Annotated in this window: 28 protein-coding genes, 3 tRNA genes and 1 pseudogene; 26 read left to right on the top strand and 6 right to left on the bottom strand. The window is 29.7% G+C overall.

What is annotated here, in order from left to right; genetic code table 11:
- The 3 genes from M4I33_RS03460 to M4I33_RS03450 all read left to right on the top strand — a co-directional run bounded on the left by M4I33_RS03460 (position 1) and on the right by M4I33_RS03450 (position 1147).
- Positions 1–76 (top strand) — tRNA-Phe (locus tag M4I33_RS03460).
- A 13-nt stretch (positions 77–89) separates the two neighbouring features.
- A tRNA-Ala gene (locus M4I33_RS03455) sits at positions 90–165 on the top strand.
- Between the two features lie 235 nt (positions 166–400).
- Positions 401–1147, top strand: a complete 747-nt coding sequence (locus M4I33_RS03450; RefSeq protein ID WP_194192149.1) for a peptidylprolyl isomerase — start codon at positions 401–403, stop codon at positions 1145–1147.
- A 47-nt stretch (positions 1148–1194) separates the two neighbouring features.
- Here M4I33_RS03450 and M4I33_RS03445 read toward each other — a convergent pair whose 3' ends face one another.
- Both M4I33_RS03445 and M4I33_RS03440 read right to left on the bottom strand, forming a co-directional pair.
- Complete coding sequence (locus tag M4I33_RS03445) at positions 1195–1860, bottom strand: HAD family phosphatase (RefSeq protein WP_257915483.1); 666 nt, start codon at positions 1858–1860, stop codon at positions 1195–1197.
- 107 nt (positions 1861–1967) lie between these two features.
- The gene (locus M4I33_RS03440; RefSeq protein ID WP_257915482.1) at positions 1968–3320 is read right to left on the bottom strand and encodes a [Fe-Fe] hydrogenase large subunit C-terminal domain-containing protein; all 1353 of its coding nucleotides are present in this window, start codon (positions 3318–3320) and stop codon (positions 1968–1970) included.
- A gap of 92 nt (positions 3321–3412) precedes the next feature.
- Here M4I33_RS03440 and M4I33_RS03435 point away from each other — a divergent pair, with 92 nt between their 5' ends.
- Positions 3413–3541, top strand: coding sequence for a hypothetical protein (locus M4I33_RS03435; RefSeq protein ID WP_257915480.1), 129 nt, complete (start codon positions 3413–3415; stop codon positions 3539–3541).
- A gap of 38 nt (positions 3542–3579) precedes the next feature.
- Here the strand turns inward: M4I33_RS03435 and M4I33_RS03430 are convergent.
- Positions 3580–3655 (bottom strand) — tRNA-Pro (locus M4I33_RS03430).
- 424 nt (positions 3656–4079) lie between these two features.
- Between M4I33_RS03430 and M4I33_RS03425 the strand changes: the two genes are divergently transcribed.
- The 3 genes from M4I33_RS03425 (at position 4080) to rsmI (ending at position 7177) form a co-directional block, all read left to right on the top strand.
- The gene (locus M4I33_RS03425; protein WP_257915479.1) at positions 4080–5363 is read left to right on the top strand and encodes an NlpC/P60 family protein; all 1284 of its coding nucleotides are present in this window, start codon (positions 4080–4082) and stop codon (positions 5361–5363) included.
- Between the two features lie 213 nt (positions 5364–5576).
- On the top strand, positions 5577–6329 hold the full coding sequence (locus tag M4I33_RS03420) for a tRNA1(Val) (adenine(37)-N6)-methyltransferase (protein WP_257915478.1): 753 nt from the start codon (positions 5577–5579) through the stop codon (positions 6327–6329).
- A 5-nt stretch (positions 6330–6334) separates the two neighbouring features.
- Complete coding sequence (gene rsmI / locus M4I33_RS03415; RefSeq protein ID WP_257915477.1) at positions 6335–7177, top strand: 16S rRNA (cytidine(1402)-2'-O)-methyltransferase; 843 nt, start codon at positions 6335–6337, stop codon at positions 7175–7177.
- 63 nt (positions 7178–7240) lie between these two features.
- On the opposite strand, the gene M4I33_RS03410 is transcribed toward rsmI, so the two are convergent.
- Complete coding sequence (locus tag M4I33_RS03410; protein ID WP_024614332.1) at positions 7241–7480, bottom strand: AbrB/MazE/SpoVT family DNA-binding domain-containing protein; 240 nt, start codon at positions 7478–7480, stop codon at positions 7241–7243.
- A 499-nt stretch (positions 7481–7979) separates the two neighbouring features.
- Between M4I33_RS03410 and M4I33_RS03405 the strand changes: the two genes are divergently transcribed.
- The 3 genes from M4I33_RS03405 to M4I33_RS03400 are packed head-to-tail and all read left to right on the top strand — an operon-like array spanning position 7980 to position 10917.
- Positions 7980–8579 carry a DUF1836 domain-containing protein gene (locus M4I33_RS03405; protein WP_257915476.1) on the top strand — a complete coding sequence of 200 codons (600 nt, stop codon included), beginning with the start codon at positions 7980–7982 and terminating at the stop codon, positions 8577–8579.
- A gap of 58 nt (positions 8580–8637) precedes the next feature.
- Positions 8638–8808, top strand: coding sequence for a hypothetical protein (locus M4I33_RS16860; RefSeq protein ID WP_308367132.1), 171 nt, complete (start codon positions 8638–8640; stop codon positions 8806–8808).
- Between the two features lie 36 nt (positions 8809–8844).
- Positions 8845–10917, top strand: coding sequence for an ATP-dependent DNA helicase (locus M4I33_RS03400; RefSeq protein ID WP_308367141.1), 2073 nt, complete (start codon positions 8845–8847; stop codon positions 10915–10917).
- A gap of 43 nt (positions 10918–10960) precedes the next feature.
- Here the strand turns inward: M4I33_RS03400 and M4I33_RS03395 are convergent, their stop codons facing one another.
- Entirely contained in the window at positions 10961–11839 is an 879-nt protein-coding gene (locus M4I33_RS03395; RefSeq protein ID WP_257915475.1) for an aldose 1-epimerase family protein, read from the bottom strand.
- 199 nt (positions 11840–12038) lie between these two features.
- Here M4I33_RS03395 and M4I33_RS03390 point away from each other — a divergent pair, with 199 nt between their 5' ends.
- On the top strand, positions 12039–12896 hold the full coding sequence (locus M4I33_RS03390) for a YihY/virulence factor BrkB family protein (protein WP_257915474.1): 858 nt from the start codon (positions 12039–12041) through the stop codon (positions 12894–12896).
- A gap of 18 nt (positions 12897–12914) precedes the next feature.
- On the opposite strand, the gene galE is transcribed toward M4I33_RS03390, so the two are convergent.
- Entirely contained in the window at positions 12915–13901 is a 987-nt protein-coding gene (gene galE / locus M4I33_RS03385; protein WP_257915473.1) for a UDP-glucose 4-epimerase GalE, read from the bottom strand.
- A 116-nt stretch (positions 13902–14017) separates the two neighbouring features.
- On the opposite strand from galE, the gene M4I33_RS03380 reads away from it, so the two are divergent.
- The 15 genes and pseudogenes from M4I33_RS03380 (at position 14018) to M4I33_RS03310 (ending at position 26692) form a co-directional block, all read left to right on the top strand.
- Positions 14018–14368, top strand: coding sequence for a single-stranded DNA-binding protein (locus M4I33_RS03380; protein ID WP_194192160.1), 351 nt, complete (start codon positions 14018–14020; stop codon positions 14366–14368).
- A gap of 352 nt (positions 14369–14720) precedes the next feature.
- Positions 14721–15053, top strand: a complete 333-nt coding sequence (locus tag M4I33_RS03375) for a DUF6514 family protein (protein ID WP_257915472.1) — start codon at positions 14721–14723, stop codon at positions 15051–15053.
- A gap of 68 nt (positions 15054–15121) precedes the next feature.
- The gene (gene acpS, locus M4I33_RS03370; protein WP_257915471.1) at positions 15122–15493 is read left to right on the top strand and encodes a holo-ACP synthase; all 372 of its coding nucleotides are present in this window, start codon (positions 15122–15124) and stop codon (positions 15491–15493) included.
- A 13-nt stretch (positions 15494–15506) separates the two neighbouring features.
- Positions 15507–17006, top strand: a complete 1500-nt coding sequence (locus M4I33_RS03365; RefSeq protein ID WP_257915485.1) for an NAD(P)H-hydrate dehydratase — start codon at positions 15507–15509, stop codon at positions 17004–17006.
- Between the two features lie 59 nt (positions 17007–17065).
- A complete protein-coding gene (locus M4I33_RS03360; protein ID WP_257915470.1) occupies positions 17066–17704 on the top strand; it encodes a germination lipoprotein GerS-related protein in 639 nt (212 codons plus the stop codon).
- Between the two features lie 31 nt (positions 17705–17735).
- On the top strand, positions 17736–18893 hold the full coding sequence (alr, locus tag M4I33_RS03355) for an alanine racemase (RefSeq protein ID WP_257915469.1): 1158 nt from the start codon (positions 17736–17738) through the stop codon (positions 18891–18893).
- A gap of 96 nt (positions 18894–18989) precedes the next feature.
- Positions 18990–19217 (top strand): hypothetical protein, encoded by a 228-nt coding sequence (locus tag M4I33_RS03350; protein ID WP_194192166.1) that lies wholly within the window; start codon positions 18990–18992, stop codon positions 19215–19217.
- An 8-nt stretch (positions 19218–19225) separates the two neighbouring features.
- A complete protein-coding gene (locus M4I33_RS03345; protein ID WP_274380451.1) occupies positions 19226–19588 on the top strand; it encodes a type II toxin-antitoxin system PemK/MazF family toxin in 363 nt (120 codons plus the stop codon).
- Positions 19589–19959: 371 nt separating this feature from the next.
- Positions 19960–20784: a transketolase gene (locus M4I33_RS03340; RefSeq protein ID WP_257915468.1), complete on the top strand. Its 825-nt coding sequence runs from the start codon at positions 19960–19962 to the stop codon at positions 20782–20784.
- A pseudogene (locus M4I33_RS03335) lies at positions 20781–21725 on the top strand (transketolase family protein). The gene M4I33_RS03340 and the pseudogene M4I33_RS03335 overlap by 4 nt, the downstream one beginning before the upstream one ends.
- 101 nt (positions 21726–21826) lie before the next feature.
- The gene (locus tag M4I33_RS03330; RefSeq protein ID WP_257915467.1) at positions 21827–22672 is read left to right on the top strand and encodes a YitT family protein; all 846 of its coding nucleotides are present in this window, start codon (positions 21827–21829) and stop codon (positions 22670–22672) included.
- 81 nt (positions 22673–22753) lie between these two features.
- On the top strand, positions 22754–23608 hold the full coding sequence (locus tag M4I33_RS03325) for a YitT family protein (RefSeq protein ID WP_257915466.1): 855 nt from the start codon (positions 22754–22756) through the stop codon (positions 23606–23608).
- Positions 23609–23745: 137 nt separating this feature from the next.
- A complete protein-coding gene (ftsE, locus tag M4I33_RS03320) occupies positions 23746–24432 on the top strand; it encodes a cell division ATP-binding protein FtsE (protein WP_257915465.1) in 687 nt (228 codons plus the stop codon).
- Positions 24422–25312 carry a permease-like cell division protein FtsX gene (ftsX, locus tag M4I33_RS03315; RefSeq protein WP_257915464.1) on the top strand — a complete coding sequence of 297 codons (891 nt, stop codon included), beginning with the start codon at positions 24422–24424 and terminating at the stop codon, positions 25310–25312. The genes ftsE and ftsX overlap by 11 nt, the downstream gene beginning before the upstream one ends.
- A gap of 135 nt (positions 25313–25447) precedes the next feature.
- A complete protein-coding gene (locus M4I33_RS03310; RefSeq protein ID WP_257915461.1) occupies positions 25448–26692 on the top strand; it encodes a S41 family peptidase in 1245 nt (414 codons plus the stop codon).
- Positions 26693–26715 lie beyond the last annotated feature (23 nt).

Raw genomic sequence — 26715 nt, 5'->3', positions numbered from 1 at the left:
GGCTCGATAGCTCAGTCGGTAGAGCAGAGGACTGAAAATCCTCGTGTCGCTGGTTCGATTCCTGCTCGAGCCACCATTTTTTTATTTCTGGGGGTATAGCTCAGTTGGGAGAGCACCTGCCTTGCACGCAGGGGGTCAGGAGTTCGAATCTCCTTACCTCCACCAGAAAAAGATGTTCATTTTAGAACATCTTTTTTTATTTTAAACAAGAATATTCTATCTAGAAATGAAATAGAATTAAAGTTATCCACAAAAACAAATTAATTATGTGTATAAAATCCACAAAATTATATAAAAATGTGGATAATAATATAAAATTATATTAATATCATTGTTATAATATCGATATATGGTAATATATATATAGATATTATTTTTTTATGTAAAGGAGATAACTAATATGGAAAATAAAGTATTAGCAACTGTTGGAAACGTTGAAATAACAGAAGCAGAATTAAACAATGTAATAGCTAACCAACCTCAAGAAAGACAAATGATGTTTGATAACGATCAAGCAAAAAAACAACTTTTAGAGCAAATGATAGCTTTAGAGGTAATGGCATTACAAGCTAAAGAAGAAAAGTTAGATGAAAGAGTAGAATACAAAGAAACATTAGAAAGATTTGGTAAAGAATTATTAGCTCAAATGGCTATGGGAGAAGTTTTATCAAAGGTTACAGTAACTGATGAAGATGTTAAAGCATTCTATGAAGAAAATAAAGAAAACTTTGTTGAGCAACCTACAGTTTCAGCTAAACATATCTTAGTTGAAAATGAAGAAGAAGCAAACAAAATAAAATCAGAAATAGAAGCTGGAGATGTAACTTTTGAAGAAGCTGCTGCTAAATATTCAACATGCCCTTCAAAAGAAGCTGGCGGAAACTTAGGAGCATTCGGAAAAGGAATGATGGTTCCAGAATTCGAAGCTGCTGCATTTGATGCTGTTGTTGGAGAAGTAACTGCACCAGTTAAAACTCAATTTGGTTACCACATAATCAAAGTTGAAGCTAAAAACGGAGCAAGTGAAAAATCATTTGATGAAGTTAAAGATGGAATCAAACAACAATTAACTCAACAAAAACAACAAGAAGCTTACTTAAAAGCTATTAAAGAATTAGAAACTAAATTTGGTGTTGTTAGAAAATAACATATGAATTTATAAAAAAAGAAGATGCTTTTGCATCTTCTTTTATTTTATGCTGTTATTTGAATTTCATTTAGTAATTCGTTGTAATCTTTAATATAAAGGTTAGCTTCATTAATAATAGTATCTCTATCATTAATAGATGCTTCGTCTTCAATTGCTACAACTTTCATTCCTCCAAGCTTAGCGCCTTTTATCGCAGGAAGTATATCTTCAAAAACAACACATTTTAAAGGATCTGCATTTAATTTTTTTGCAGCTAAAAGATATACGTCAGGTCTATGTTTCCCAATACCAACTTCATCAGTTATCGTTATAGCATCAAATAAATCATATATTCCATGGTTTTTAAGTGATGCTTCTAATAGGTGAGTAGAATTACTAGTAGCTAGTCCAATCTTTATTCCTTGTGATTTTAAAAAGCTTAAAAATTCAGCTACACCTGGTTTTAATGGGATATCGTTAGAATAATGGTTTTGAGCCATAGTATTCCACGTGTTACATATTTCTTCGATTGAATCTTCAATTTCGAATCTTTTTTTGAAGTATTCTGCAGTTTGTATAAAGCTTAAGTGTCCTAAATCTTCTTCTAAATTTTCAGGAACTTCAATATTCTTTGATGTTAAATAATCTGTATCGATTTTATTCCACACCCACATAGAATCTATTAATGTTCCATCTAGATCAAAAATTGCGGCATCTATATTCTTTAACATATAACCACCCCCATATATATAATACAGTATGTTATATAAAAAGGGGAGTAGATTTAAAAATAAAAAACATCCATTTTATAAAAGGATGTTTTTAGGATGAACTTAAATTAAAATTTTCTATGGAATATTTCAGTTTTTTTAGGATCAGTTAAGTCTTCAAAAGAATTTATATTTAATCTTTTAAATAAATCTAAAATCAATTCGCTATTATTAGGTGTTTTTATTGGAGAGGAAAAAGCAAATTTATCTACATATTCTAAACCTTCTTCTTTAGATATAATTCTTTTAGGTCCTCCAACGCAACCTCCGATACAACCCATACCTTCTATAAAGTTTGCACTTATTTTATTACCCTCTTGAATATCTTTAAGAATTTCTTTGCACTCTTTAACGCCGTGTACGTTCTTAGGATTATATAAATGATACTTTTCGTTAAACAATTCCTCTATAGCATCACCTACAGCTATAGATACACCACCTGCTCTTGCGTATATTCTTCCACCTTTAGATGCATATTCTACAGAAACTGTTTCTTCTAAATCTTCAGGTTTTATATTTAATGAATCATATATTGATTTTAGTTCATCAAAAGTAAGAACTAAATCAACATCTCCAACTAAATCAGCTTCTCTAGCTTCAGCCTTTTTTGCTATGCAAGGTCCTATAAATACAACCTTAACTTCAGGGTTTAAGAATTTTAAAACTCTAGCTGCAGCTATCATAGGAGATACAGAAGGTGATACATCGTTAACTAAGGAATGATAAACCTTTTTTATCATAGCAATCCACATAGGACAGCAACATGAAGTTATTAAAAGATCGTTTGGATTTTTTACGTGGTGATCAAACTCAACAGCTTCTTTTAATGTAAGCATATCTGCTGCAAAAGCAACTTCTATCATATCTTTAAAGCCTATTTTTAAAAATGATGTTCTAAGTTTATCCATAGTTACATCTTTACCGAATTGACCAATTATAGCTGGTGCTACTATAGCTATTACGTTTTTGTTGTTTTTTAAAAGTTCTAGTAAAGGGATTAATTCTATTTTTTCTAAAAAGCTACCTTCTTCACATACGTTTACGCATACTCCACAGTCAGAACATAAATCTGAGTTTATTAAAAGGTTGTGGCTTAAGGGATCTTCTACTATAGCGTTAAAAGGACAAGAAGCCACGCATTTTCTAGGCTTTGTGCTTTCATCTTTGCAACTATCAGAACAACTGTGAACTTTTTCAACAAGTTTTGCACTTATTTTGTAGTTTGTTATTCCTTTTCTTAAGGTTTCTATAAGATTATCATTTTGCTCTAGCTTTATTCCGCAAAGAGAAGATATAATTGCTTTAAATTCTTCTTCGTTAAAGTTTGTTTCTTTTTGTAAATTTGAAACTTCTTCGTAGAAGTTACCATCGTAGTATGATTTTATAAGTTTCTTTAATAGATTGTTATAATCTTTATTCATGAGAAATTCCTCCTAAAATAGTATATATAAATATTATTCATAAAAGTGGCAATAATAATACTAAAAGGTAGGAAATAGATAGAGGTATATTTATGAAAATAATTTTTGTTTTAATTTATGTATTAGTCGTTGTAGTTACTTTATCTTTATGCAAAGCGGCTAAAAGGGCTGATGAATATATAGAAAAGCATTTAAAAGATATAGAAGATAAAAATGCATAAAAAAAGAGATTATCCGATTTGGATAATCTCTTTTTGCTTGGTCGGGGTGACAGGTCTCGAACCTGCGACCTCATGGTCCCAAACCATGCGCGCTACCATCTGCGCCACACCCCGTTAGCAAATTTATTATAAGTGCAAAAAGATAAAAAGTCAAATTTGTTTACTATTTATTAAAAAACATTACAAAAATGTAATCAAATGTGTTATTATATATATTGTAGTGAAAATAATAATTATATAACTAGAGATAGAAAAGAGGATTGCTTTTAAAATAGTTATTTTCTAGTATATGTTAATATTATCTATTTATATATATAAGTAACATTTTAAGAAAACCTTATCAACAACTCGTAAGTAAGAGTATGGGAAAGTATAAAAATGTAATAAATTTCTTAAAAAATAAAGTTGATTGTAAGAATTTTGTTATAAATTATGTTGTGTAAGGGTGGACAAGGTGTTATAATTGTTAATGTATTTCTAGTAATATAAAGGAATTACACAATTTGAAAGGGGGTAGGTTCCAAGGAACCGGATAACCATGAAAAAAAGAATTATATCAGCAGTGATAGTAGGAGCGTTAGCGCTAAGTACAGTTATGCCAGCAATGCCTGCATTTGCTACTCCGGATCAAAAAGAGGTTACGGATGCAAGACAAAAGTACGCTAAATTAGAGGAAAATATCAATAATATACAAAGCAAAATTTCAGATTTAAACGTTAAAATAGAACCACTAGTAAACAAAGTAGAAGAAAATAAAAAAGAAATGGACAAGACTAAAAGCGAGATTGCTACAACTCAAAAAGAGGTGGAGCAAACTAAAGCTAAAATAGCTGAACAAGAAGAAGTTTTAGGTGGAAGACTTAGAGAATTATATAAGTCAGGTGGACAAACTAGCTACCTATCAGTTATTTTAGGAGCTGAAAGTTTTAGTGATTTAGTAGGAAGATTAGACTCTGCTAATAGATTAGTAGATATCGATAAAAAAGTCGTTAAAGAACTTACTGCAAACCAAAAAAGTCTTAACGAGAAAGTAACTTCTTTACAAGAGAAGAGCAAAAAAATTGAAGAGTTAAATGCTGAAACTGAAAAAGAATTAGCAAACTTTAAAGAATTAGAAAAAGAGCAATTAGAATTATCTAAACAAGCTAAGGCTGAAAGAGATAAATTTGATTCAGGTTACTTAGCACAAGTTGAGAGAGAAATAGTTAAACCTCAAATGGATACATTAAAGAGTTCAAACAGCTCTATTAATGATTTAAAATCTGCTTTAAGCCAAATCAGAGACATAAGAGATGCTCAAATTAAATCTCCAATTGTGAAAAAAGAAATAAATGATGCTATTGAAAAAGGTAAAGATAACTTATCTAAAAAAGAAGCAGAAAAGAGAGAACAAGAAGCTAACAGAGGTTCAGCTTCAAATTCAGGATCTTCTTCAAATTCAGGATCATCAAATAATGGTGGCGGAACACCAACAGTTTCAGGAAATGTACAAGGTATAATAAGTGAAGCTTACAAACATTTAGGAAAACCTTATGTTTGGGGTGCAACTGGACCAAATTCATTTGACTGTTCAGGTTTCACAAGCTATGTTTATAGAAAAGCAGCAGGAATAGAGATAACAAGAACTACATTTAGTCAAGTAAATGTTGGACGTCCTGTTTCAAGAGGAGAATTACAACCTGGAGACTTAGTATTCCCAAGTGCAGGTCACGTAGGTATCTATGTTGGTGGTGGTAACATAATTCACGCACCACAAACAGGTGATGTAGTTAAAGTTTCTCCAATTTGGAACTTCTACGCAGCAAGAAGAATAATAAACTAAGAAGAATTATTAAGGTCTTAGAGAAATCTAAGGCCTTTTTTAACGTACAGAAAAATATAATATTATAGTTTAAATAGGATAGAGATAGGCTTTTCAAATTAAAAAGTAAGATATTTAGATTAAAATTATTATTATAGTGCATGTTAAATTGTAATGGAAAATCCTTTACTGTATAATGAAAAATATATAATTTATAAAGATAGGATGTTTTTTATGAAAGAATTTAGAGATATTAAAATAAACGAAGATGAAAGTGTAGATGACTTACAGCTTAAAGATTTATTTTTAATTCAAAAATTAGATGGATTTAAGTTTGGTGTAGATGCAGTTCTTTTAGCTGATTTTGCAAATGTAAAATCTAAGCATAGAGTAATTGATATGTGCACAGGAACAGGGATTATACCTTTTTTAGTTTATGGTAAATATTCACCTAAATCTATCCTTGGGTTAGAAATCCAAGAAGATATGGTCGAAATGGCAAATAGAAGTGTAAAAATTAATTCTGTAGATAACATAAGTTTTATAAATGGAGATTTAAAAGATTTAAAATTATTAAAATCTATAGAAAAAGCAGATGTAGTTACTGTTAATCCTCCTTATAAATTAAATAATGCAGGAATAGTAAATCCTAGAGATAAGATGGCTATAGCAAGGCATGAAGTTATGTGTAATTTAGAAGATGTTATAATAGCGGCTAGAATACTTTTAAAAGATAACGGAAGAGTTTTTATGGTACATAGACCTGAAAGGCTTGCAGATATAATAACTCTTATGAGAAAACATAAAATTGAGCCAAAGAGAATAAGAATGGTACATCCAAACAAACGTAAAGCACCTAACATAGTTTTAGTAGAAGGACAAAGAGATGGAGGAGCTTTCTTAAAGTGGGATGAACCTTTATTTGTCTATAATGAAGATGGCACTTATTCAGACCAAATTAACAAAATATACGGAAGAGAGGTCTAAGATAAATGGATGGAAAATTATATTTAGTTCCAACACCTATAGGAAATTTAAAAGATATCACTTTAAGGGCTTTAGAAGTTTTAAAAAGTGCTGATGTTATAGCAGCAGAAGATACTAGAAACTCATTAAAACTTTTAAATCACTTTGATATAAAGAAAACTTTAATAAGCTACCATATGCATAACGAACAAGGAAAAAGTTTAGAGATAATAGATAGGTTAAAATCAGGTGAAACTATAGCTTTAGTTAGTGATGCTGGAATTCCTGGAATTTCTGACCCTGGAAGCGTAATAGTAAGTAAATGCATAGAAGAAGGTATTAAGTTTGAAGTTTTACCTGGTGCATCAGCTTTTACAACAGCTTTAATTCATTCAGGATTAGATACTTCTAAGTTTTCTTTTAGAGGATTTATTCCAAGGGATAATAAAGGTAGAAATGCTTTACTTGAAGATATAAAAGACCACAGAGAAACCCTTATTTTTTATGAAGCACCTCACAGACTTTTAAGTACTTTAACTTTCTTAAAAGAATCTTTTGGAGATAGAAAGATAGCAGCATGTAGAGAATTAACTAAATTACATGAAGAGATAGTTAGAGGAACTATAGGGGAAGTTATTGAGTTCTTTAAAGAAAAAGCTCCAAGAGGCGAGTTTGTATTAGTTTTAAGTGGACTTACAGATGAAGAAATAGAAAGTGATAAAAGAAAAGCTTTCGAAGATTTAAGTATTGAAGATCATATAAGAAAATATATAAGTGAAGGTTTAAGTAAAAAAGACGCTATTAAGAAAGTAGCGAAAGATAGAAATGAACCTAAAAGTGTAATATATAAATATTCTACAGAAATATAGAAAGTCCGATATTAAATATCGGACTTTTTATATAAATAAATAGCTATATGTTTAATTTAGAAATTATTTTTTTAATTCTGCTAAACAGTTTTTGCAGATGTTTTTACCTTTGTAGTTTACAACATCTCTAGCATCTCCACAGAAAATACAAGCTGGCTCATATTTCTTTAAGATGATTTGCTCTCCGTCTACATATATTTCTAAAGCATCCTTTTCAGCTATATCTAAAGTTCTTCTTAACTCTATTGGTATAACTATTCTTCCTAATTCATCTACTCTTCTAACTACTCCTGTTGATTTCATAATCTTTCCTCCTCAAATTGAAACTAGTCTGAACGTGTAAAAACCACTCAATTACGACAACGTTCGACAATTTACTATGCTATCTTACCAAAATTGTAATTAAAAGTCAACTTAGAAATGTTAACTTTTAATTAACAACAAAATTTTCAATAAATAGTATACCAATAATATACTACCAAAAAATAGAAATGTCAATAGTTGACATTTTAAAAATAAATAGGAATATTATTATTTAAAAACCGCTTAAATGCAAGCATTCAGACTGAGTTTATTGGGGAAAAATGAAAAAAGTAAGAGTTTTTTTAATTTGTTAACAAATTAGTAAAGAAATTTATAGAATAAAAAGTAGAATTATGTGATATTATGTAAAAAAGAAACTTCCCCATGTCCTATAACAGTTAATAGATTTAGAAATAACTTGTAATAAGTTTACAAATACTATATAATATTATTAAAAGATGAATTTCGGATTAAGTTTAATAAGTAAAGGTGGAGAAGTATGGAAAAGAAAGTTAATGCTGATTATATTAACGAACTAGCAGAAGAGATGTCAAAGAATAGTATGATTTCATATGATGAATTGCCACAATATGATTTATTTTTATCACAAGTTATTGATTATTTAAATGATAAATTTACAGATGATAAATATACAAATAATATAGTACAAAATTACATCAAAAGCGAAGTAATCACTAAACCTGAAGATGGTAAAAAAAGAGGTTATACTAAAATTCACTTAGTTCAACTAGTATTATTAAGCTATATGAGGCCAATTTTAACTACAGAAGAAATAAAAAAAGTATTTAGTTTAGCTTTTAATGAAATAAATGATAGAACGGACGATATAATATCTTGGGAGACAGCTTATAAAGTATTTGCAGAAACTCAAGAAGAAAGTTTAGAAAAGTTTTTAGCTACATCTATGGAAACAGAAGAAAAGTTAGATGAAGTTGTAAAGACTTTAAACTTAGACTCAGATGACGAAGATCAAATAAGAACATTCTTATTAGTTCTTTCACTTATAGCACAAGCTAGTGTTATTAAAAAATTAGTTCAAAAAATAGTTAAAGAATATCATAAAAAAGATGAAAAATAGAGCTAAGATTTAGCTCTATTTTTCTATTAAAAACTATGGATTTATTTAGGAGATAATTATGAAAAAAGAAATTATCCAAGAATCTGTTAGGGGTATTGTTGAATTTATTTTAAGAAGCGGAAGTATCGATAATAGATTTGTGAGTAATAAAAGAGCTTTAGAAGGAACAAGAGCTCATCAAAAACTTCAAAAAAGCAATGAGGAAATATATACTGATTATAAAAAGTAAGTATATTTAACTAAAGATTTTGATTTAGATAATTTTATTCTAAAGATTGAAGGAAGAGCGGATGGAATAATAATTGAAGATGATAAAGTTATTATTGAAGAAATCAAATCAACTTATAGAGAATTAATAGAAATCACAGATGAAAATGAATTACACTGGGCTCAAGCTAAGTTCTATGGGTTTATTCACTTTGAGGAATTAGGAATAGATGAAGGATATATTCAGCTTAGCTATTATCAGTTAAATACTGATGAAGTAAAAAGCTTTAGAAGAAAGTACACTTTAGATGAACTCGGTGATTTTGTATTTGAGATTATAGATAGATATGAAAAATACGTAAAGGTATTAGTTAAGCATAAAGAAAAAAGAAATAAAAGCATAAAAAAACTAGAATTTCCTTTTAAGGACTATAGAGAAGGACAATTAAAGCTTGCAAGGGCTGTTTATGGAACGATAAGAGATAAAGGGCTTATATTTGTTGAAGCTCCAACTGGTATAGGAAAAACTATTTCTACAATTTTTCCTTCAGTTAAATCTATAGGTGAAGGATTAAAAGAAAAAATCTTTTATTTAACTGCAAAAAATGTAAATAGAAAAGTTGCAGAAGAGACTTATGACATTTTAAGGGGCAAGGGATTAAAGTTTAGAACACTTACTATTACAGCAAAAGAAAAGATGTGTTTAAATGAAAAAGTAAGCTGTAATCCTGAGGATTGTCCTTATGCTTTGAATTATTATGATAAAAGTAGAAATGTTATATTTGATATTATGAAAAATAAGGTGCATCTAGGGCAAAATGAACTTAAGAAAATAGGTGAAAAGGAAGGGCTTTGCCCTTTTGAACTTTCGCTTGATTTAATAGAGTGGGCAGATAGTATAATATGTGATTACAATTATATATTTGACCCTAGAGTAGGGCTTAAAAGAGTAGTAGAAGATGTGCGTGATGATTTAATTTTACTAGTAGATGAAGGACATAACTTAGTAGATAGAGGAAGAGATATGTACTCTGCATCGTTAAACAAAGAAAGTATTTTAAATCTTAGAAAAGTTTTAAAAGGTAAAATTCCTAACATATATAAAATACTAGGAACTATAAATAAATCTTTTGTAGAATTTAGACACGAATGTGAATCTGAAGGAAAAGATTCAATTTATTTTAAAGAAGAACCAGATAAGTTATATAAAAATCTTAGAAGGTTTTTAAGTGAATCTGAAGAACTTTTACCAAGACTGCCTAAAGAAAGCTTTTATGAGGATTATATGAATGTATATTTTGATATAAATAAATTTATATCTATAAGTGAATTATATTCAGACGAATATGTAACCTATATAGAAAGCATAGGAAGAGATTTAACTGTAACTTTATTTTGTATAGATCCTTCAAAAAAACTAAAAAGCATTATAGATAAGATATCTGGAGCAGTAATATTTTCAGCGACTATATCACCTATAGATTATTATATGGATCTTTTAGGAGGAGATGAGAAGTCATATAGATTAAGATTAGAATCTCCCTTTGATAAGGAAAATCTAAAAGTATCGGTAGCTCCTATCAACACAAGGTTTTTAAAGAGGAGATTAACTATAAATGATTTACTTAAAAAAGTTATAGACTTTGTAAATAGTGAGGTAGGAAATTACTTTGTATTTTTTCCATCTTATGATTATTTAGAGTTAGCTTTAGAAAATTTAGATAAAGAAAGTTTAAGTAGATTTCAAATAATTACTCAAGATAGAGTTATGAACGAAGAAGATAGAAGTTTATTTTTAAATAAATTTAAAGAAGAAAGAAATGTTTTAGGTTTTGCAGTTTTAGGTGGAGTTTTTTCAGAAGGAATTGACTTACCTGGAAAGTCGCTCATAGGTTCTGTAGTAGTTGGGGTTGGTTACCCTAAGATATCTATGGAAAGAGAAATAATCAAAGATTATTATGATGAAAAAGGATATGATTACTCTTATATATATCCTGGAGTAAATAAAGTTCTGCAGGCTGTAGGACGGGTAATACGTACTGAAGAAGATAGGGGAAGAGCACTTCTTGTAGATGATAGGTATTTAACAAAAAAATATAAAAGATTACTTCCTGAATCTTTTAGAATATAAAAATAAGGCTTTGCACTAAATATAGGTGCAAAGCCTTATTTATTTATTCTGTAACTGTAAGAGTGTAGAAACGCTCAAACACTCCATTTTCCTCAAGGCTAACTATTCCAGGCTTATCTTTTAATTCTCCACTGAAATCTGTAAAGTCAGCGTGTCCACACCAAGGTTCTATACAAACAAAAGGAGCACCAGTTGCCATTGACCATAATCCAAGGTATGGGAAGCCAGTGTAATCCATAGTTAAAGTTTTGTTGTGGTTCTTAGATTTTAATGATATTTTTGTAGAATTTAAATCACTAAATACTAAAGCATCATTGTTGAAAACTTCTTTCTTTAAATGGATTTTGTTTTCATTTTTAAGGTAATCTTCTTTTTCGTGTATAAATAATCCGTCAGACCCTAAAAGCATTATTTTTGCGTCTTCTTTTTGATTAAACTCAAAGTAGTAATCTTCCATAGTTTCATTTTCCATAATAGGACAAAGGAAAGCAGGATGAGCACCTACTGAGAAGTATATTTTTTTATCGTCTAAGTTTCGTACAGTGTAAGTAACTTTAACTGAGTTTTCTATTAGAGTATATGTTATTAAAAGTTCGAATTTATAAGGGTATACTTTTAAAGTATCTTTATCCCACTTTAAGCTAAAAGTTATAAAATCCTTTTCCTTTTCAACAACTTCAAATTCTGAGACTCTTGCAAGTCCGTGCTGAGGTAATTCGTAAGTCTCGCCAGAAACTCTATATTTACCATCCTTAACTTTACCAACTATAGGGAAAAGTATAGGAGCGTGATATTTCCAATATTCTGGATTCCCATTCCATAAAAATTCAGTGTTTTCTTTTTTTGAAATTAAATTGTGAAGCTCTCCACCGTGAGGATGAGCTGTTATTTTTATAAATTCATTTTCTAAAGAATATAACATTTTAAGTGCACCCTTTCATAGTTAAAATAGTATAATATATTTAATATAGAAAATTAAGTATATTATCGTATATATGAAATTATACTATATTTATATAGTAAATGGTAAACATAAGACATACCTTACGTAGTGTTTTGATAAAAAATGTTATATATGGTACTATATTTAAAAGTAATTAAAGATTTAATTTGGAGATGTTATGAGAAATAATAAAGAAAATAATAACAATAACGAATCTTTCTTAGATACTATGATATACCTTATAGTTAAAGTTAAGAGAGATGATATATTTGCTTTAGCTTCGCAGCTAGCATATTATATGGTATTATCATTTTTCCCGTTTTTAATATTTCTAATAACATTAGTAGGTTTTAGTAACCTTGATTCTACGGAAGTGTTAGATGGACTAAAAACAATAGTCCCTACTAGTGTTTATGAATTGACACAAAGCACGGTTGTAGAAGTTGTAGATTATCAACACACAGGGATATTAGGGGTATCTGTAGTGTTAACGATTTGGAGTGCATCTTCTGCGTTTAGAGCCGTAATAAAAGGTGTAAATAAGGCGTATGAGGTTACAGAGAGGAGATCTTTTATAAAGATTTCTATTATAGGTATGATAAGCGTACTTGCACTTGCCCTTACAGTAATCTGTACTTTGGCAATGCTCGTATTCGGTGATCAAATAGGATATTATTTAAGTCATTTACTTCCTTTTGAGCACGTACTTAATTTTATTTGGGACATTTTAAGATATGTAATTATTATAGTAATGATGATATTAGTTTTCGCAATTATTTATAAAGTAGCACCAAATAGAAAAGTAAAGCTTAGAAATACTATACCTGGAGCGATAGTTACAACTGTCGGGTGGATAATAGCATCTTTAGGATTCTCATATTACGTAAATAATTTTGCTAACTATTCAAGGATTTATGGAAGCCTTGGAACTGTGTTTGTTCTTATGACTTGGCTTTTTATAACATCTATGATATTTATTTTCGGGGTGGAAGTTAATTCTGTTCTTGAGAGAAATAATGAAAGAGCATCTAGATAATTAGATGCTCTTTTTATTTTAATCATTATATCCATTTGGGTAATTTTTGTGGAAATTCCAAGCTGTTTCTATTATAGTTTCAACTGAATTAAATTTAGGTTTCCAGTTTAATTCTTCCATAGCTTTTTCACTTGAAGCAATTAAAATTGCAGGATCACCAGCTCTACGAGGTGCTACCTCAGATGGGATAGGATGTCCTGTTACTTTTCTAGCTATCTCAACCATCTCTTTTACTGTAAAGCCTGTACCATTACCAAGGTTATAAATCCTACTTTCTCCGCCATTTATTAATCTATCTAATGCTAATAAATGAGCTGATGCTAAGTCTGATACGTGGATGTAATCTCTTACGCAAGTACCGTCTTTAGTGTTGTAGTCATCTCCAAACATCATTATCTTATCTCTTTTTCCAAGAGCAACTTGTAAAATTAATGGGATAAGATGTGATTCAGGTGAATGGTCTTCACCTATTTTACCGTTTGTATGAGCTCCAGCTGCATTGAAATATCTAAGAGTAGTAAACTTTATTCCGTAAGCGCTATCGCACCATCTTAATATTTTTTCTACTAATAATTTAGATTCTCCATAAGCGTTAGTTGGAACTGTTTTATCAGTTTCTAAGATTGGTGTGCTTTCTGGCTCACCGTAAGTTGCAGCTGTTGAAGAGAAAACAATGTATTTTACATTGTGGTCTTTCATAGCTTCTAAAAGATTTATAGTACCAGAAACATTATTATTAAAATACATTAAAGGTTCTGTCATACTTTCACCAACTAAAGAATAAGCAGCAAAATCTATAACAGCTTCTATATTATTTTCTTCAAATATTTTATCTAATATTTTTCGATCTCTTAAATCTCCTATGTATAATTTTCCGCCTAAAATGGCTTCTTTATGTCCTTTTTCTAAGTTGTCTAATATAACGACATCTTTTCCGTTTTCTAAAAGTTCAGCAACCATATGGCTACCTATATAACCTGCGCCACCGCAAACTAAAATAGACATAATACCCCTCCTTAAATTCATTCTGTAAACATTATAACATCAAAAATAATAAAAGATGAATAATTTCCGAAATAAAGGAAATAATTTAAGGTGTAATTAGTCAGGAGGTGCAAATAATGAATAAAATAGTATTAATAGGAAGATTAATTAAAGACCCTGAACTTGTAGTAGTTCAAAATAATGATACTGTGAGAACAAAATTTATCATTGCTGTTGACAGAAGTTTTAAATCTTCAGATGGAATAAGACATTCAGATTTAATACCTGTAATAGCTTGGGGTAAAAAAGCAGAGGTAATCTGCAAATATATGAAAAAAGGAAATCAAATAAGTATTAGTGGTAGGTTAAGCACTGGAAGCTATGAAGACAAAGACGGAGTTAAAAGATTTAGAGCAGAAGTTGTAGTAGAAGACTTTAAATTTGTAGGAAGTAGAAGAGAAGCTACTAGTGATTCTGAATTAGAATAAATCTTTTAAAATTCGAAAGACAAACCTTTGAATTTGTATTTGAAAAAAATTTTCAAAAATAAATTTTATAAATTTAAATAAAATAAAAAAATTCAAAATTTAAATAAAGGTCGAAGTTTTAAAAAAAGAACTACTAAAAGTAGTTCTTTTTTCTGATTCTCTTTACTATTCGACACAGAATTTACAATTTAAAGCAAAACTTTATGTCGAAAGTGTGTATTTTCTATGTAGAATGAAGTAATAGTGAAATAAATGTCAGTAAAAAAAATTTCTGCGAGGCATTATTCTACATACTTCGCAATATATATATGGTATATTTCGAAGTGTAAGGATAATTGTGAGGTGGGGAACAATGATAAAAGAAAAATTAGTTTTTAAAAGAGTGACAAATGGGATAGAAAGAATCTATAATTACAAATTGATAAAATCAGTTTTAGGAATAGACGAAGTGTTTGGAATAGAGATTGAAAGGTTAGATTACAAAGGAGAAATAAAAATCAACTCATATAGTGAAGCTGTTGAATTGATTTCGCCAAATGAAGAAAAAGTAAAAGGGTTATTAAATATGTTATATGAAAATGGGGTTTCTCCGATACATTTAATTGACATAGCAGGAGAATTTATAGACGAATGTGTTAATGACTTCCAAGGGATAGAGCACTTTAACTATGCAATGACGGTATAATTATATAAAATATATGCCTTAATAATTCTTAATGTAGTACAATAGATATTAAGATGTGGAGGTGTAAAATGATTATTGGAATAGGTACAGATATAATAGAAATAGAAAGAATTAAAAAGGCTATTTCAAGAAGTGATAACTTTCTAAAAAGAATGTTTAGTGAAGATGAAATAGAATATTTTAAAGAAAGAAAATTTAGTCCTCAGACTATAGCAGGTAACTTTGCAGCTAAAGAAGCTATGAGCAAGGCACTTGGTACTGGTTTTAGAGGATTTAATTTTAATGAAATTGAAATTTTAAGAGATAGCCTTGGTAAACCTTTAGGGAAGATTTCAAAGAAAATAGAAGATACTATGAATTTAAAAGATTACAGAATAAATGTTAGTATCTCGCATGATAATTCATCTGCTATAGCATTTGTTATAATTGAGGAGGTGTAGGCCTTTGTATATTATGAGTAAAGAAGGCTGCAAAAATATCGATAAACAAACTATAAATGAAATTGGAGTACCATCAATTGTTTTAATGGAAATTGCAGGGGAGAGAATATCAAAAGAAATTCTAAAGCTAGATGATTTTCTTATAATTTGTGGTATAGGCAATAATGGTGGAGACGGACTAGTAATAGCTAGAAAATTAAAAGCCTTAGAGAAAAATGTTAAGGTTATAGTAGTTGGGGATATAGAAAAGGGAACAGAAGATTTTAAAATAAACTTTGAGATTTTAAAAAAGCTTAATTTAGACATACTTAATTTAAATAATCATAACTTTAATAAAAAAATAAAAGAAAATATACTTAGAATAAAAATCGATAGCAGTAATTGTCTAATCGATGCGTTATTTGGAGTAGGATTAAATAGAAATATAGAAGGAATTTATGCTAGAATAATAGAAATAATTAATGATAGCAAAATTTTTACAATTTCTATAGATACTCCATCAGGAATAGATGCAAATACTTGTGATGTATTAAATTTAGCAGTTAAAGCAGATGTTACTTTTACAATTGAAGTTATGAAAAAAGGATTTTTCAATACTAAAGCTATAGAATATTTAGGGGAGGTTAATTTAATAAGTATTGATATCTTAGAAGAAGTTAAAAGAAAAAATTCAGAGGATATGTACATATTATCAGAGGAATTTTATAAATCTTTAGTACCAAAACGCAATAAAACAGGAAATAAAGGAAGTTATGGAAAAGTTCTTGTTATGGCTGGATCTTCTGAGTATACAGGAGCCGCATATATAACAACTGAAGCTACTATAAGAACAGGTTCAGGACTTGTAACTCTTTTAATTCACAAAGACTCAGAAGAGGTTTTGAAAGCAAAATCTATAGAGTCTATGGTTTTTGGCTACTTATCTGTAGAGGATGTAGTTAATTTAGAAAAGTATGATGTTATTGCCTTAGGTCCTGGGATAGGTAAGTCTAAGTTAAGCGCTGACGTTTTAGAATTTATTATTAAAAACAGCAAATGTAATTTAGTTTTAGATGCAGATGCACTTAACATTATTTCAGAAAGAAAAGATCTAATTGATTTTATAAAAGGAAGAAGCATCATTACTCCACATCCTGGAGAGATGAGTAGACTTCTAGGTAAAAGTATCAGTTACATTGAATCTAATAGAATAGATGTAACAAGAGAGTTTGCAAAAGAAATCGAGGTAGTTGTACTACTAAAGGGCCACAACACGGTAATATCTGATGGGAAGTGTACCTATGTTAATAAAACAGGTTGTAGTAAAATGGCATCAGGAGGTATGGGTGATTGCTTAACTGGAATTATAACTTCTTTAGTTTCGCAAAACCTATCGAATTTAGAGGCTACTCTTTTAGGAGCATACGTACATGGATATATTGGTGATAGTTTAGGTGAAAGTAGATATATCGTTAATGCAAGAGACATAATTTTAGAATTACCTAAAACATTAGAAAAATTATGTGAAAAGTAGAATAAAATTATCCACTATTTAATATTAGTATTATAGGAACAATTAGTAGTGGAGGAGTCATGAATTTTTTTAACGATGTAAAAGAAAAAAAGAAAAGCTTGAAAAGTAAACTGAAAATTGGAGCACTAATTTTAATACCGTTTATATCCATAATGTTAGTTATAATGTTTAGACATACATTTATGCCGACTACAGAAAACATAATTGATAATGTTAAAAACTTAAAAAATTATAATTCAATCGTTGAATATACTATAAAAAATTCAAGGGGAGAATATACTAATAAGGCACATATCAATTATTGCAAAGATGAAATGAAAATAGATTTTGGGGAAGATTTAACTAAGATCTATAAAGATGACAAAATAATTATGAAGTATAATAAAAAAGGTGAAGCTTACGAAGTCGGTAGAGATATGGATATTGTATATCCTATGGCTTTTTTATCTGAAATTTTTAAAAGTCCTATAACTTCTATATCAGAAGGTCAAGAAGAGTGGGGCGATTTAAAATATATAAAGATAGAGTTAAACCTTGAAGGTATGAATAAACATTTAGACAGAGCAACTCTTTATATAAATAAAAAAGATAAAACACCAATATTAATAAAAATGTTTGACGATAAGAGCAATCAAAGAGTTAATATTGAATATAGAGAGTTTAGTAAAAAAGATGTATGCAAAAGTAAAGATAGCTAGGATATAAAAATACTAGAGTGAGGTGCACAAGATGAATGGTATTAGACCAGTATGGGCTGAAATAGATGTAGATGCAATTGAAGATAATATAAAAGAAATTAAAAAGATAGTTAAAGATAAAGAGGTAATAGGAGTAGTTAAAGCTGATGCTTACGGGCATGGAGCTATAGATACAGCTAGTATCCTTTTAGAAAATGGAGCAGATAGATTAGCAGTTGCAGTTATAAGTGAAGCTATAGAACTTCGCGAAAATGGAATTACTAAACCCCTAATGATATTAGGATATACTCCATTAAGTTTTAAAGAAGATTTAGTAAAATATGATATCGAACAAACAGTATTTAATTTAGAATATGCTAAAGAGTTATCAGATTTTGCTATCAAAAATAACACTAAAGCAAAGATACATATCAAAATAGACACTGGTATGGGAAGAATAGGATTTTTGCCTAATGAAGAGAGCATAGATGAAATTGAGAAGATAAGCAAATTACAGGGAATAGAAATTATAGGTCTATTTACACATTTTTCAACTGCAGATGAAGAAGATAAAGAGTACACAAAATTACAAGTTGAAAAATACAAAAAAATAGTGGACGAATTAGATAAAAGAGGGGTAAACACAGGGATAAAACATGTATCAAATAGTGCAGCTATAATTGATTTAGAAGAGTACTATTTCGATGCTGTTAGGCCAGGGATAATACTTTATGGTTATTATCCATCAAATGAAGTTAAAAAAGATAAAATAAAAATAAGGCCAGCATTAACATTAAAGAGCAATATAATTCATTTAAAAACTGTTGAAGAGGGGACTTACATAAGTTACGGAAGAAGTTACGTAACCGAAGGAAAGAGAACTATTGCAACATTGCCTATAGGATATGCAGATGGATACACTAGACTTCTTAACGGAAAAGCTAAGGTTATAATAAGAGGGAAATTAGCACCTGTAGTAGGAAAGATATGCATGGATCAATGCATGGTAGATGTTACTGATATAGATGGAGTTTCAGTTGGAGACGAAGTTATACTTTTAGGAAGAGATGGTAACATCAAAAATGATGCTGATGACTTAGCTAAGATGTTAGGTACTATAAATTATGAAATTATATGTATGATTGGAAGAAGGGTTCCAAGAGTCTACAAACATAATGGGAAAATCATAAAAACAAGAAATTATGTTTAAAATCAAAAGAAAAAATACAAATACTTTGACAGAATGATGTTAAAATATATATAATTTAAATATACATAATTCTGTAGTATTATAGGAGGAATTATCATGGCATGTCAGGTAGTTGTAAAAAAATTTAACGAATTTAAAAAATCTAGTAAATATAATAGCGATAATGTAATATTATATATTAATGACACATTAAGTGACGAGACTATAGAATTAATGAGACAAGGATATGAAGAAATGTCTTTAATTAATTTAGAACTAGCCTCAATGACAGAAAATGAATTAAATGATGTTAATGAATATGAGACATGGCTGTGCGGAGAGTGATAATTCTAATGACTACTATGTTAGTAAAAAGAGGGGATATATTCTATGCTGACTTAAGTCCTGTTATAGGGTCGGAACAAGGCGGAATTAGACCTGTTATAATTATTCAAAATGATATTGGAAATAGATATAGTCCAACAGTTATAGTAGCGGCTATAACTTCTCAGATAAATAAAGCAAAATTACCTACTCATGTTGAAATTTCATCAGAGGAGTATGGTCTTAACCGCGATTCTGTAGTTCTTTTAGAGCAAGTTAGAACTTTAGATAAAAAAAGGCTTAAAGAGAAGATTGGACATATGACAGATGATGATATGAAAAAGGTCAATAGATCTCTATTGATAAGTTTAAATTTAAATATAGCAAATTAATATTTATTAAAATAAGCCAAGCTGTTTAAGTTTGGCTTATTTTTTTTACAGTTATTTAAATGTTTACAAAAAACTAAAAAAGTTTAAGTATGCTATCTTTTTTTAGAAATAGTATTGTATGAACCTTAAAATTTTAGGGGAAAATGTATACAGTGGATTTAAAAGATATGTAGATTAATGAAGAAGCTTAAGTAAACGTATTAAATAGTATACACTAATTAATTATATATGATTACTATTTAAATCGAAATTTGTTAATAGTGTATACAAAGTTTAAAATTTATGATAGAATTACAAATGAAAAAAACGGCAATTATTAATCTAGAAATCTAATTATGAATTATATTGTTAAAGCTAGGAGGATATTAATAATGAAAATGAATAAACAAGAGCTAATGGAACAAGCTAAAATTATTAGAAAAGATATAGTTGAAATGTTAACAGAATCAGCTTCAGGTCACCCAGGTGGATCTTTATCAGCAGCTGATATAGTTACAACTTTATTCTTTAACGAAATGAATATAGACCCTAAAAATCCTAAGATGGAAGAAAGAGATAGATTCGTTCTTTCAAAAGGACACGCTGCACCAGTTTTATATAGTGCATTAGCTAGAAGAGGATTCTTTGATCCAGCAGAACTTAAAACATTAAGAAAATTTGGATCAAACTTACAAGGACATCCAAATATGAATGATCTTCCAGGAATAGATATGTCAACAGGATCATTAGGTCAAGGAATTTCAGTTGCAGTTGGAATGGCTTTAGCTGGAAAAGTTGATAAAAAATCATACAGAGTATATTCAATATTAGGAGACGGTGAGCTTGAAGAAGGTCAAGTTTGGGAAGCAGCTATGGCTGGAGCTCATTACAAATTAGATAATTTAACAATTTTCATAGATTTCAATGGATTACAAATAGATGGAGATATAACAAAGGTTATGAACCCTTCTCCAATAGATAAAAAATTCGAAGCTTTCGGATGGAACGTATTAGTTATAGATGGACACAACTATGACGAAATATTAGAAGCTATAGAAAAAGCTAAAAATCATAAAGGTCAGCCTACTGCAATAGTTTGTAAAACTGTTAAAGGTAAAGGTGTTTCATTTATGGAAAACGAAGCAGGATGGCATGGAGCTGCACCAACTAAAGAACAATGTGCACAAGCAATAGCTGAGATTGGAGGAGACAAATAATGAGTAAACAAGCAACAAGAGAAGCATATGGATTAGCATTAAAAGAATTAGCAGTATTAAACGATAAAGTAGTAGTTTTAGATGCAGACCTTTCAAAGTCAACTAAAACAGCAGAATTCAAAAGTGTTGCAGAAGATAGATTCTTCAACATGGGTATAGCAGAAGCTAACATGATGGGAGTAGCAGCAGGTATGTCAACTTGTGGAAAAATCCCATTCGTAAGTACTTTTGCAATGTTTGCAGCAGGAAGAGCATTTGAGCAAATAAGAAACTCAATTTGTTATCCAAGACTAAACGTTAAAGTTTGCGCAACTCACGCAGGTTTAACAGTTGGTGAAGATGGAGCATCTCACCAAGCTATAGAAGATATTTCACTTATGAGAAGTATACCAAACATGACAGTTATAAACCCTTCAGACGGAGTTGAAGCTATAGCTGCAATAAAAGCTGTTGCTGAAATGAATGGACCTTGTTATGTAAGACTTGGAAGAGCAGCAGTTAATATAATAAACGATAGACCAGAATACAAATTCGAAATAGGAAAAGGTGTTACTTTAAAAGAAGGTAACGATGTTACATTAATAGCTACAGGAATAATGGTTGATGCAGCTTTAGAAGCAGCAGAAATCTTAGCTAAAGATGGAATAACTGCAAGAGTTATAAACATCCACACTATCAAACCTTTAGATAACGAATTAGTTTTAAAAGCTGCAAAAGAAACTGGTGTTATAGTAACAGCAGAAGAACACAGCATAATCGGAGGACTTGGTTCAGCAGTTGCTGAAGTAGTTTAAGAAGAATGCCCAGTTCCAGTTTTAAGAGTTGGAGTTAAGGATGTATTCGGAGAAAGTGGAAAGCCTGACGAGTTATTAAAAGCTTATGGATTAACAGGGGCTGATATAGCAGAAAAAGCTAAAAAAGCAGTAAATATGAAAAAATAATAGCAAAAATTACAATAAATGTGATATAACAGTATAGAGGGGATCTATACTGTTATTTTTTTATGCAAAAAAATATTTAAAATTAAATAGCGGAGGGGAAAATGAATAAAAAGTTTAAAGAGTATGGGATAATAACTTTTGGGATTTTTTTAGTTAGTATAGCTATACAGTATTTTTATGTTCCAAATAATATTACTGGTGGTGGAGTAACTGGGATAGCCTTAGTTATAAATCATTATATACCTGGTGCAAATCTAGGAATTCTTATGGGGATAATGAATATATTTCTTTTTATCTTAGCTTTTATGGTTATAGGGAGTAGCTTTGGAGGAAAGACGATATATGCAGCTATGGGACTTTCTTTTATGAACTGGTTTTCAGAAGAGTTTATAAAACCTGTTGGGATTTTAAATAATCCGATGCTTGCAACTATCGCAGGAAGTATTTTGCTTGGGATAGGGCTTGGAGTTGTTTTTACTCAAAATGCATCAACAGGCGGAACAGATATAATAGCAAAAATATTAAACAAATTTTTCCATATTAATATGGGGAAAGGGATGCAGATGGTTGACATAATTGTTGTTTTGTTTAGTGGCTTAACTTTCGGTGTAGAAAAAGGGATCTATGCTGCGATTTGTGTTCTTATAAATGGAATAGTAATTGATAAAGTTATTTCAGGAACATCTATATGTCATCAAGTAGTTATATTTACTAAAAATACTGATTTGATAAAAGACTATATTTTAAGAGAAATAGATAGAGGATGTACTGTCTTTAATGGAAAAGGCGGTTATACAAACGAAGAAAAAGATGTAATATATTGTGTCTTAGGTCGTTCTCAACTTATAAAAGTAAAAATCTTTATAAAAGATAATGATAAAGATGCATTCGTTATAGTTAATGAGGCACATGATGTACTCGGAAAAGGATTTGGAAAGATTGAATAAAATTGTTGAATAATGCAATTAGAAGAGAGGTATCATAATAGTAGAAAATAAAAGATAAATATAATTTGGGGGTGCTTACGTATGAATAAAAAAGTTTTAAAAGAGTATTCATTAATAACATTTGGGATAATTTTAGTTGCAATTTCTGTGGAGTATTTTTTTGCGCCAAACGAACTTGCAGCAGGAGGAGTTACAGGTCTCGCTATTGTAGTAGATGACTTCTTTCCAGGTGTTGGAGTAGGTACTATAACCTTAATTATTAACGCTGTCCTTTTTGTTGCTGCATTTTTATTTATTGACGGCAACTTTGGAGGAAAGACAATTTATGCAAGTCTTATCTTATCAGTAGTTATGTGGATTATAGAAAAATGGTTTAATCCTTATGCAATTACTACTGATTTAATAATCGCTACTATTTTTGGTACTTTGATCTCAGCTATTGGGATGGCTATTGTATTTAACAACAACGCATCAACAGGCGGAACTGATATCTTAGCAAAAATGATGAATAAGTTCATTCATTTAGATATAGGAAAATCTCTTTTAATAGTAGATTTTGTTATAACTTTAGCTGGTGCTTATGTATTTGGTTTAGATAAAGGTTTTTATTCAATGCTTAGTGTAATAATCTTAGGAATATCAGTAGATAAAATAATAGAAGGCTTTAATACTTCAAAACAAGTTATGATTATAAGCAATACTCCAGATGCTGTAAATAAATTTATAATAGAAGAACTTGAAAGAAGTTCAACTTTTATAAAGGGATTTGGAGGATACAAAAAAGAAGACAATTATATAATTTATACTATATTAAATAGGAACGAATTTATAAAACTTAAAAATCATATTCGCTCAGTTGACCCTAGAGCGTTTATAACAGTAGGTGAAGTTCACGAAGTTTTAGGAGAAGGTTTTAAAGACATAAATAAAGATTAAAATCTAAAATTTACCTTTTTAGGACTAAAATTTAATAAATTCTTATATAATATATGTTAAAACTTGTGATATAATGTAAAAGTACAATGGACAAGGGGTTTATAGTTAATGTCCAAGGACGTAAGGAGTGTAAAATAATGATAGAATTTAAAAATGTATCTAAGATATATGATAATAATGTAAAAGCTCTATCAGATGTAAATGTCAGAATAGAAGCAGGAGAATTCGTGTTTTTAGTTGGACCTTCAGGAGCTGGTAAATCAACATTAATTAAAATGCTATTAAAAGAAGTAGAACCTACAACAGGTCAAATAGAGGTTGCTGGAAAAGATTTAGCAAAAATCACAAGAAAGCAAACACCTTATTATAGAAGAAAAATAGGTATGGTTTTCCAAGATTTCAGACTAATACCTACATTAAACGTATATGAAAATGTTGCATTTGCAATGAAGGTTGTAGAAGCATCACCAAAAGAAATAAGAAGAAGAGTACCAATGGTTTTATCACTAGTTGGTTTATCTCACAAATATAAAATGTTCCCAAGTGAGCTTTCAGGGGGAGAACAACAAAGGGTTTCTTTAGCAAGAGCTATAGTTAACAACCCATCAGTTCTTATATGTGATGAGCCTACAGGAAACTTAGACCCAGAGACTTCAAATGAAATCATGGATCTATTAGATGACATTAATAAAGCAGGAACAACTGTACTTATGGCAACACATGCTAAAGAGATAGTTGATGACATGAAAAAGAGAGTTATAGCAATCGAAAAAGGTGAAATTGCTAGAGATGTTAAGAGAGGTGGTTACGAAGATGAAAATTAATACGGTTAATCATTTTATTTCTGACGCCTTAAAAAGTTTAAAGAGAAATAAAACAATCTGTTTTGCATCAGTGCTTACAGTTCTTATAACTTTCTTTGTACTAGGAGCATTCTTATTAGTGACAAAGAACGTTGGATTAGCGTTAGATGACATACAATCAAAAGTAGAATTAAAAGTATTCTTAAAAGATGATATTAAACTTATCGAGCAAAGAGAAGTTGAAATAAAATTAAATGAATTAGATGGTGTTCAAGAAGTTGTTTATGAATCAAAAGAAGATGCATTTAAAAACTTCCAAGATGCTACAAAAGAAAACAAAGGGTTATTAGAAGGGTATAGCTTAGATAAAAACCCATTCCCAGCTTCATTTGTAGTTAAATTAAAAGACCCATCATATGCTAAAGCAATAACAGATGCAATTCAAAATATGCCTGGAGTTGAAAGCATAGGTAACCAACAAGACTTAATTAAAACAATAACTAAATTAGTTAACATAGTAAAAATTATAGGATTTGGATTATTCGTAATACTAGTAGGTGTTGCAATATTCTTAATTATGAATACAACAAAACTTACAGTTTACTCAAGAAGAAGAGAGATTGGAATTATGAAATTCGTCGGTGCAACTGACTGGTTCATAAGATGGCCTTTCATAATCGAGGGTATGATAATAGGTTTAGTTGGATCACTTTTAGCAGTAGTAGTTGTTTTAGGTGGATACAACATGTTCTATTCTTGGATAGTTGATAAGGTATTAATTATTAACTTAGCACCAATATCATATGTATATACAACTATGTTATGGCAATTCGCTTTAGGTGGATTAGTTGTAGGTGGAGTTGCAAGTTACGCTTCACTTAGAAAATTCTTAATTGTATAAAAAATATATAATTGAATAGAATATAAAAGAGTATATAAACTCAGCAGTATTTTTCTGCTGAGTTTAATTTTTAAAAAAATATATTATCCAAACTAGTAATTATGTTAAAATGTGGTTTAAGAGGGAGTTGGTTAAATGAAAAATAACGAAAAAAGAAGATATCTCTTTCCGTTACTATTAAGTTTATTAGTTATAGTAATTGTTTTTGTTAGCTTTTACTTAGGTAATAAAGCGGCACTTAATGGATTAGTTCTAGGAAAGACAAACTTAAAAGTTCAAGGTGAACTTGGAGAAATTAAAGATACAGAAAAATATAACAAGTTGCTTTCAGTAAGAGATGCCATTTATAAAAATTATGATGGTAATATAGATGACAACAAGCTTTTAGATGGTGCTATAAAAGGAATGACAGAAGCTGTAGGAGATAAATACACAGTTTATATGAATGAAGAAGATTACAAAGAATTCAACAAAGAACATTCTGGTGAATTTATGGGAATTGGAGTTATGATTTCTCCTAAAGAAGGTATGACTGAGATAGCATCAGTAGTTGAAGGTTCTCCAGCTGAAAAATCAGGCTTAAAGTCTGGTGATATAATTGTAAAGATTAATGGAGAAACTATAAAAGATGACACAGAAAAGGCAGCGAATTTAATCAAAGGAAAAAGAGGTGAGGAAGTAACTTTAACTATAAGAAGAAAAGGTGAAAAATCAGATTTTGATGTTAAGATAAAAAGAGATATTATTAAAACTGACTCTGTTAAAGGTGAAATTATAGATGGAAATATAGGTTATATAAGACTTTCTACTTTTGCAAAAGAAGGAGTAGGAAACGAATTTATAGAAGAAGTAAATAATCTACTTGGAAAAGGTATGAAAGGAATGATTTTAGACTTAAGAGGAAATCCTGGAGGATTCTTAAGTGAGGCTGTAAAAATCGCATCACAATTTATACCTAAAGGTGAAACTATAACGTATACTATAGATAAGTACGATAATAAATCATATGAAAAATCTATAGGCGATGGAAGACTTAACAAAATGCCTGTAGTGTTATTAGTAGATAAAGGTAGTGCGTCAGCATCTGAACTTTTAACTATGGCACTTAGAGATTACAAAATTGCAACTATAGTCGGAACTAACACTTATGGAAAAGGTGTAGTTCAAGCTCCTATAGAATTTAAAGACGGAAGTGCATTAAAAGTTACAATTTCAAGATATTATTCTCCAAACGGATTAAATATAAACGAAAAAGGGATAGAGCCAGATGTTAAAGTTGAGCTTTCAGAAGAGTTTTTAAATAAACCTTATAATAGAAAGGATGATCCTCAATTTAACGAAGCACTTAAAATTATGAAAAAAGATCTACACGATAAATAACTAATTAAATTTAAGGAGGCTAA

This window comes from Clostridium sp. LY3-2 (assembly GCF_024705715.1).
Classification (GTDB): domain Bacteria; phylum Bacillota; class Clostridia; order Clostridiales; family Clostridiaceae; genus Clostridium.
This window is presented reverse-complemented; position numbering and strand designations above follow the sequence as displayed.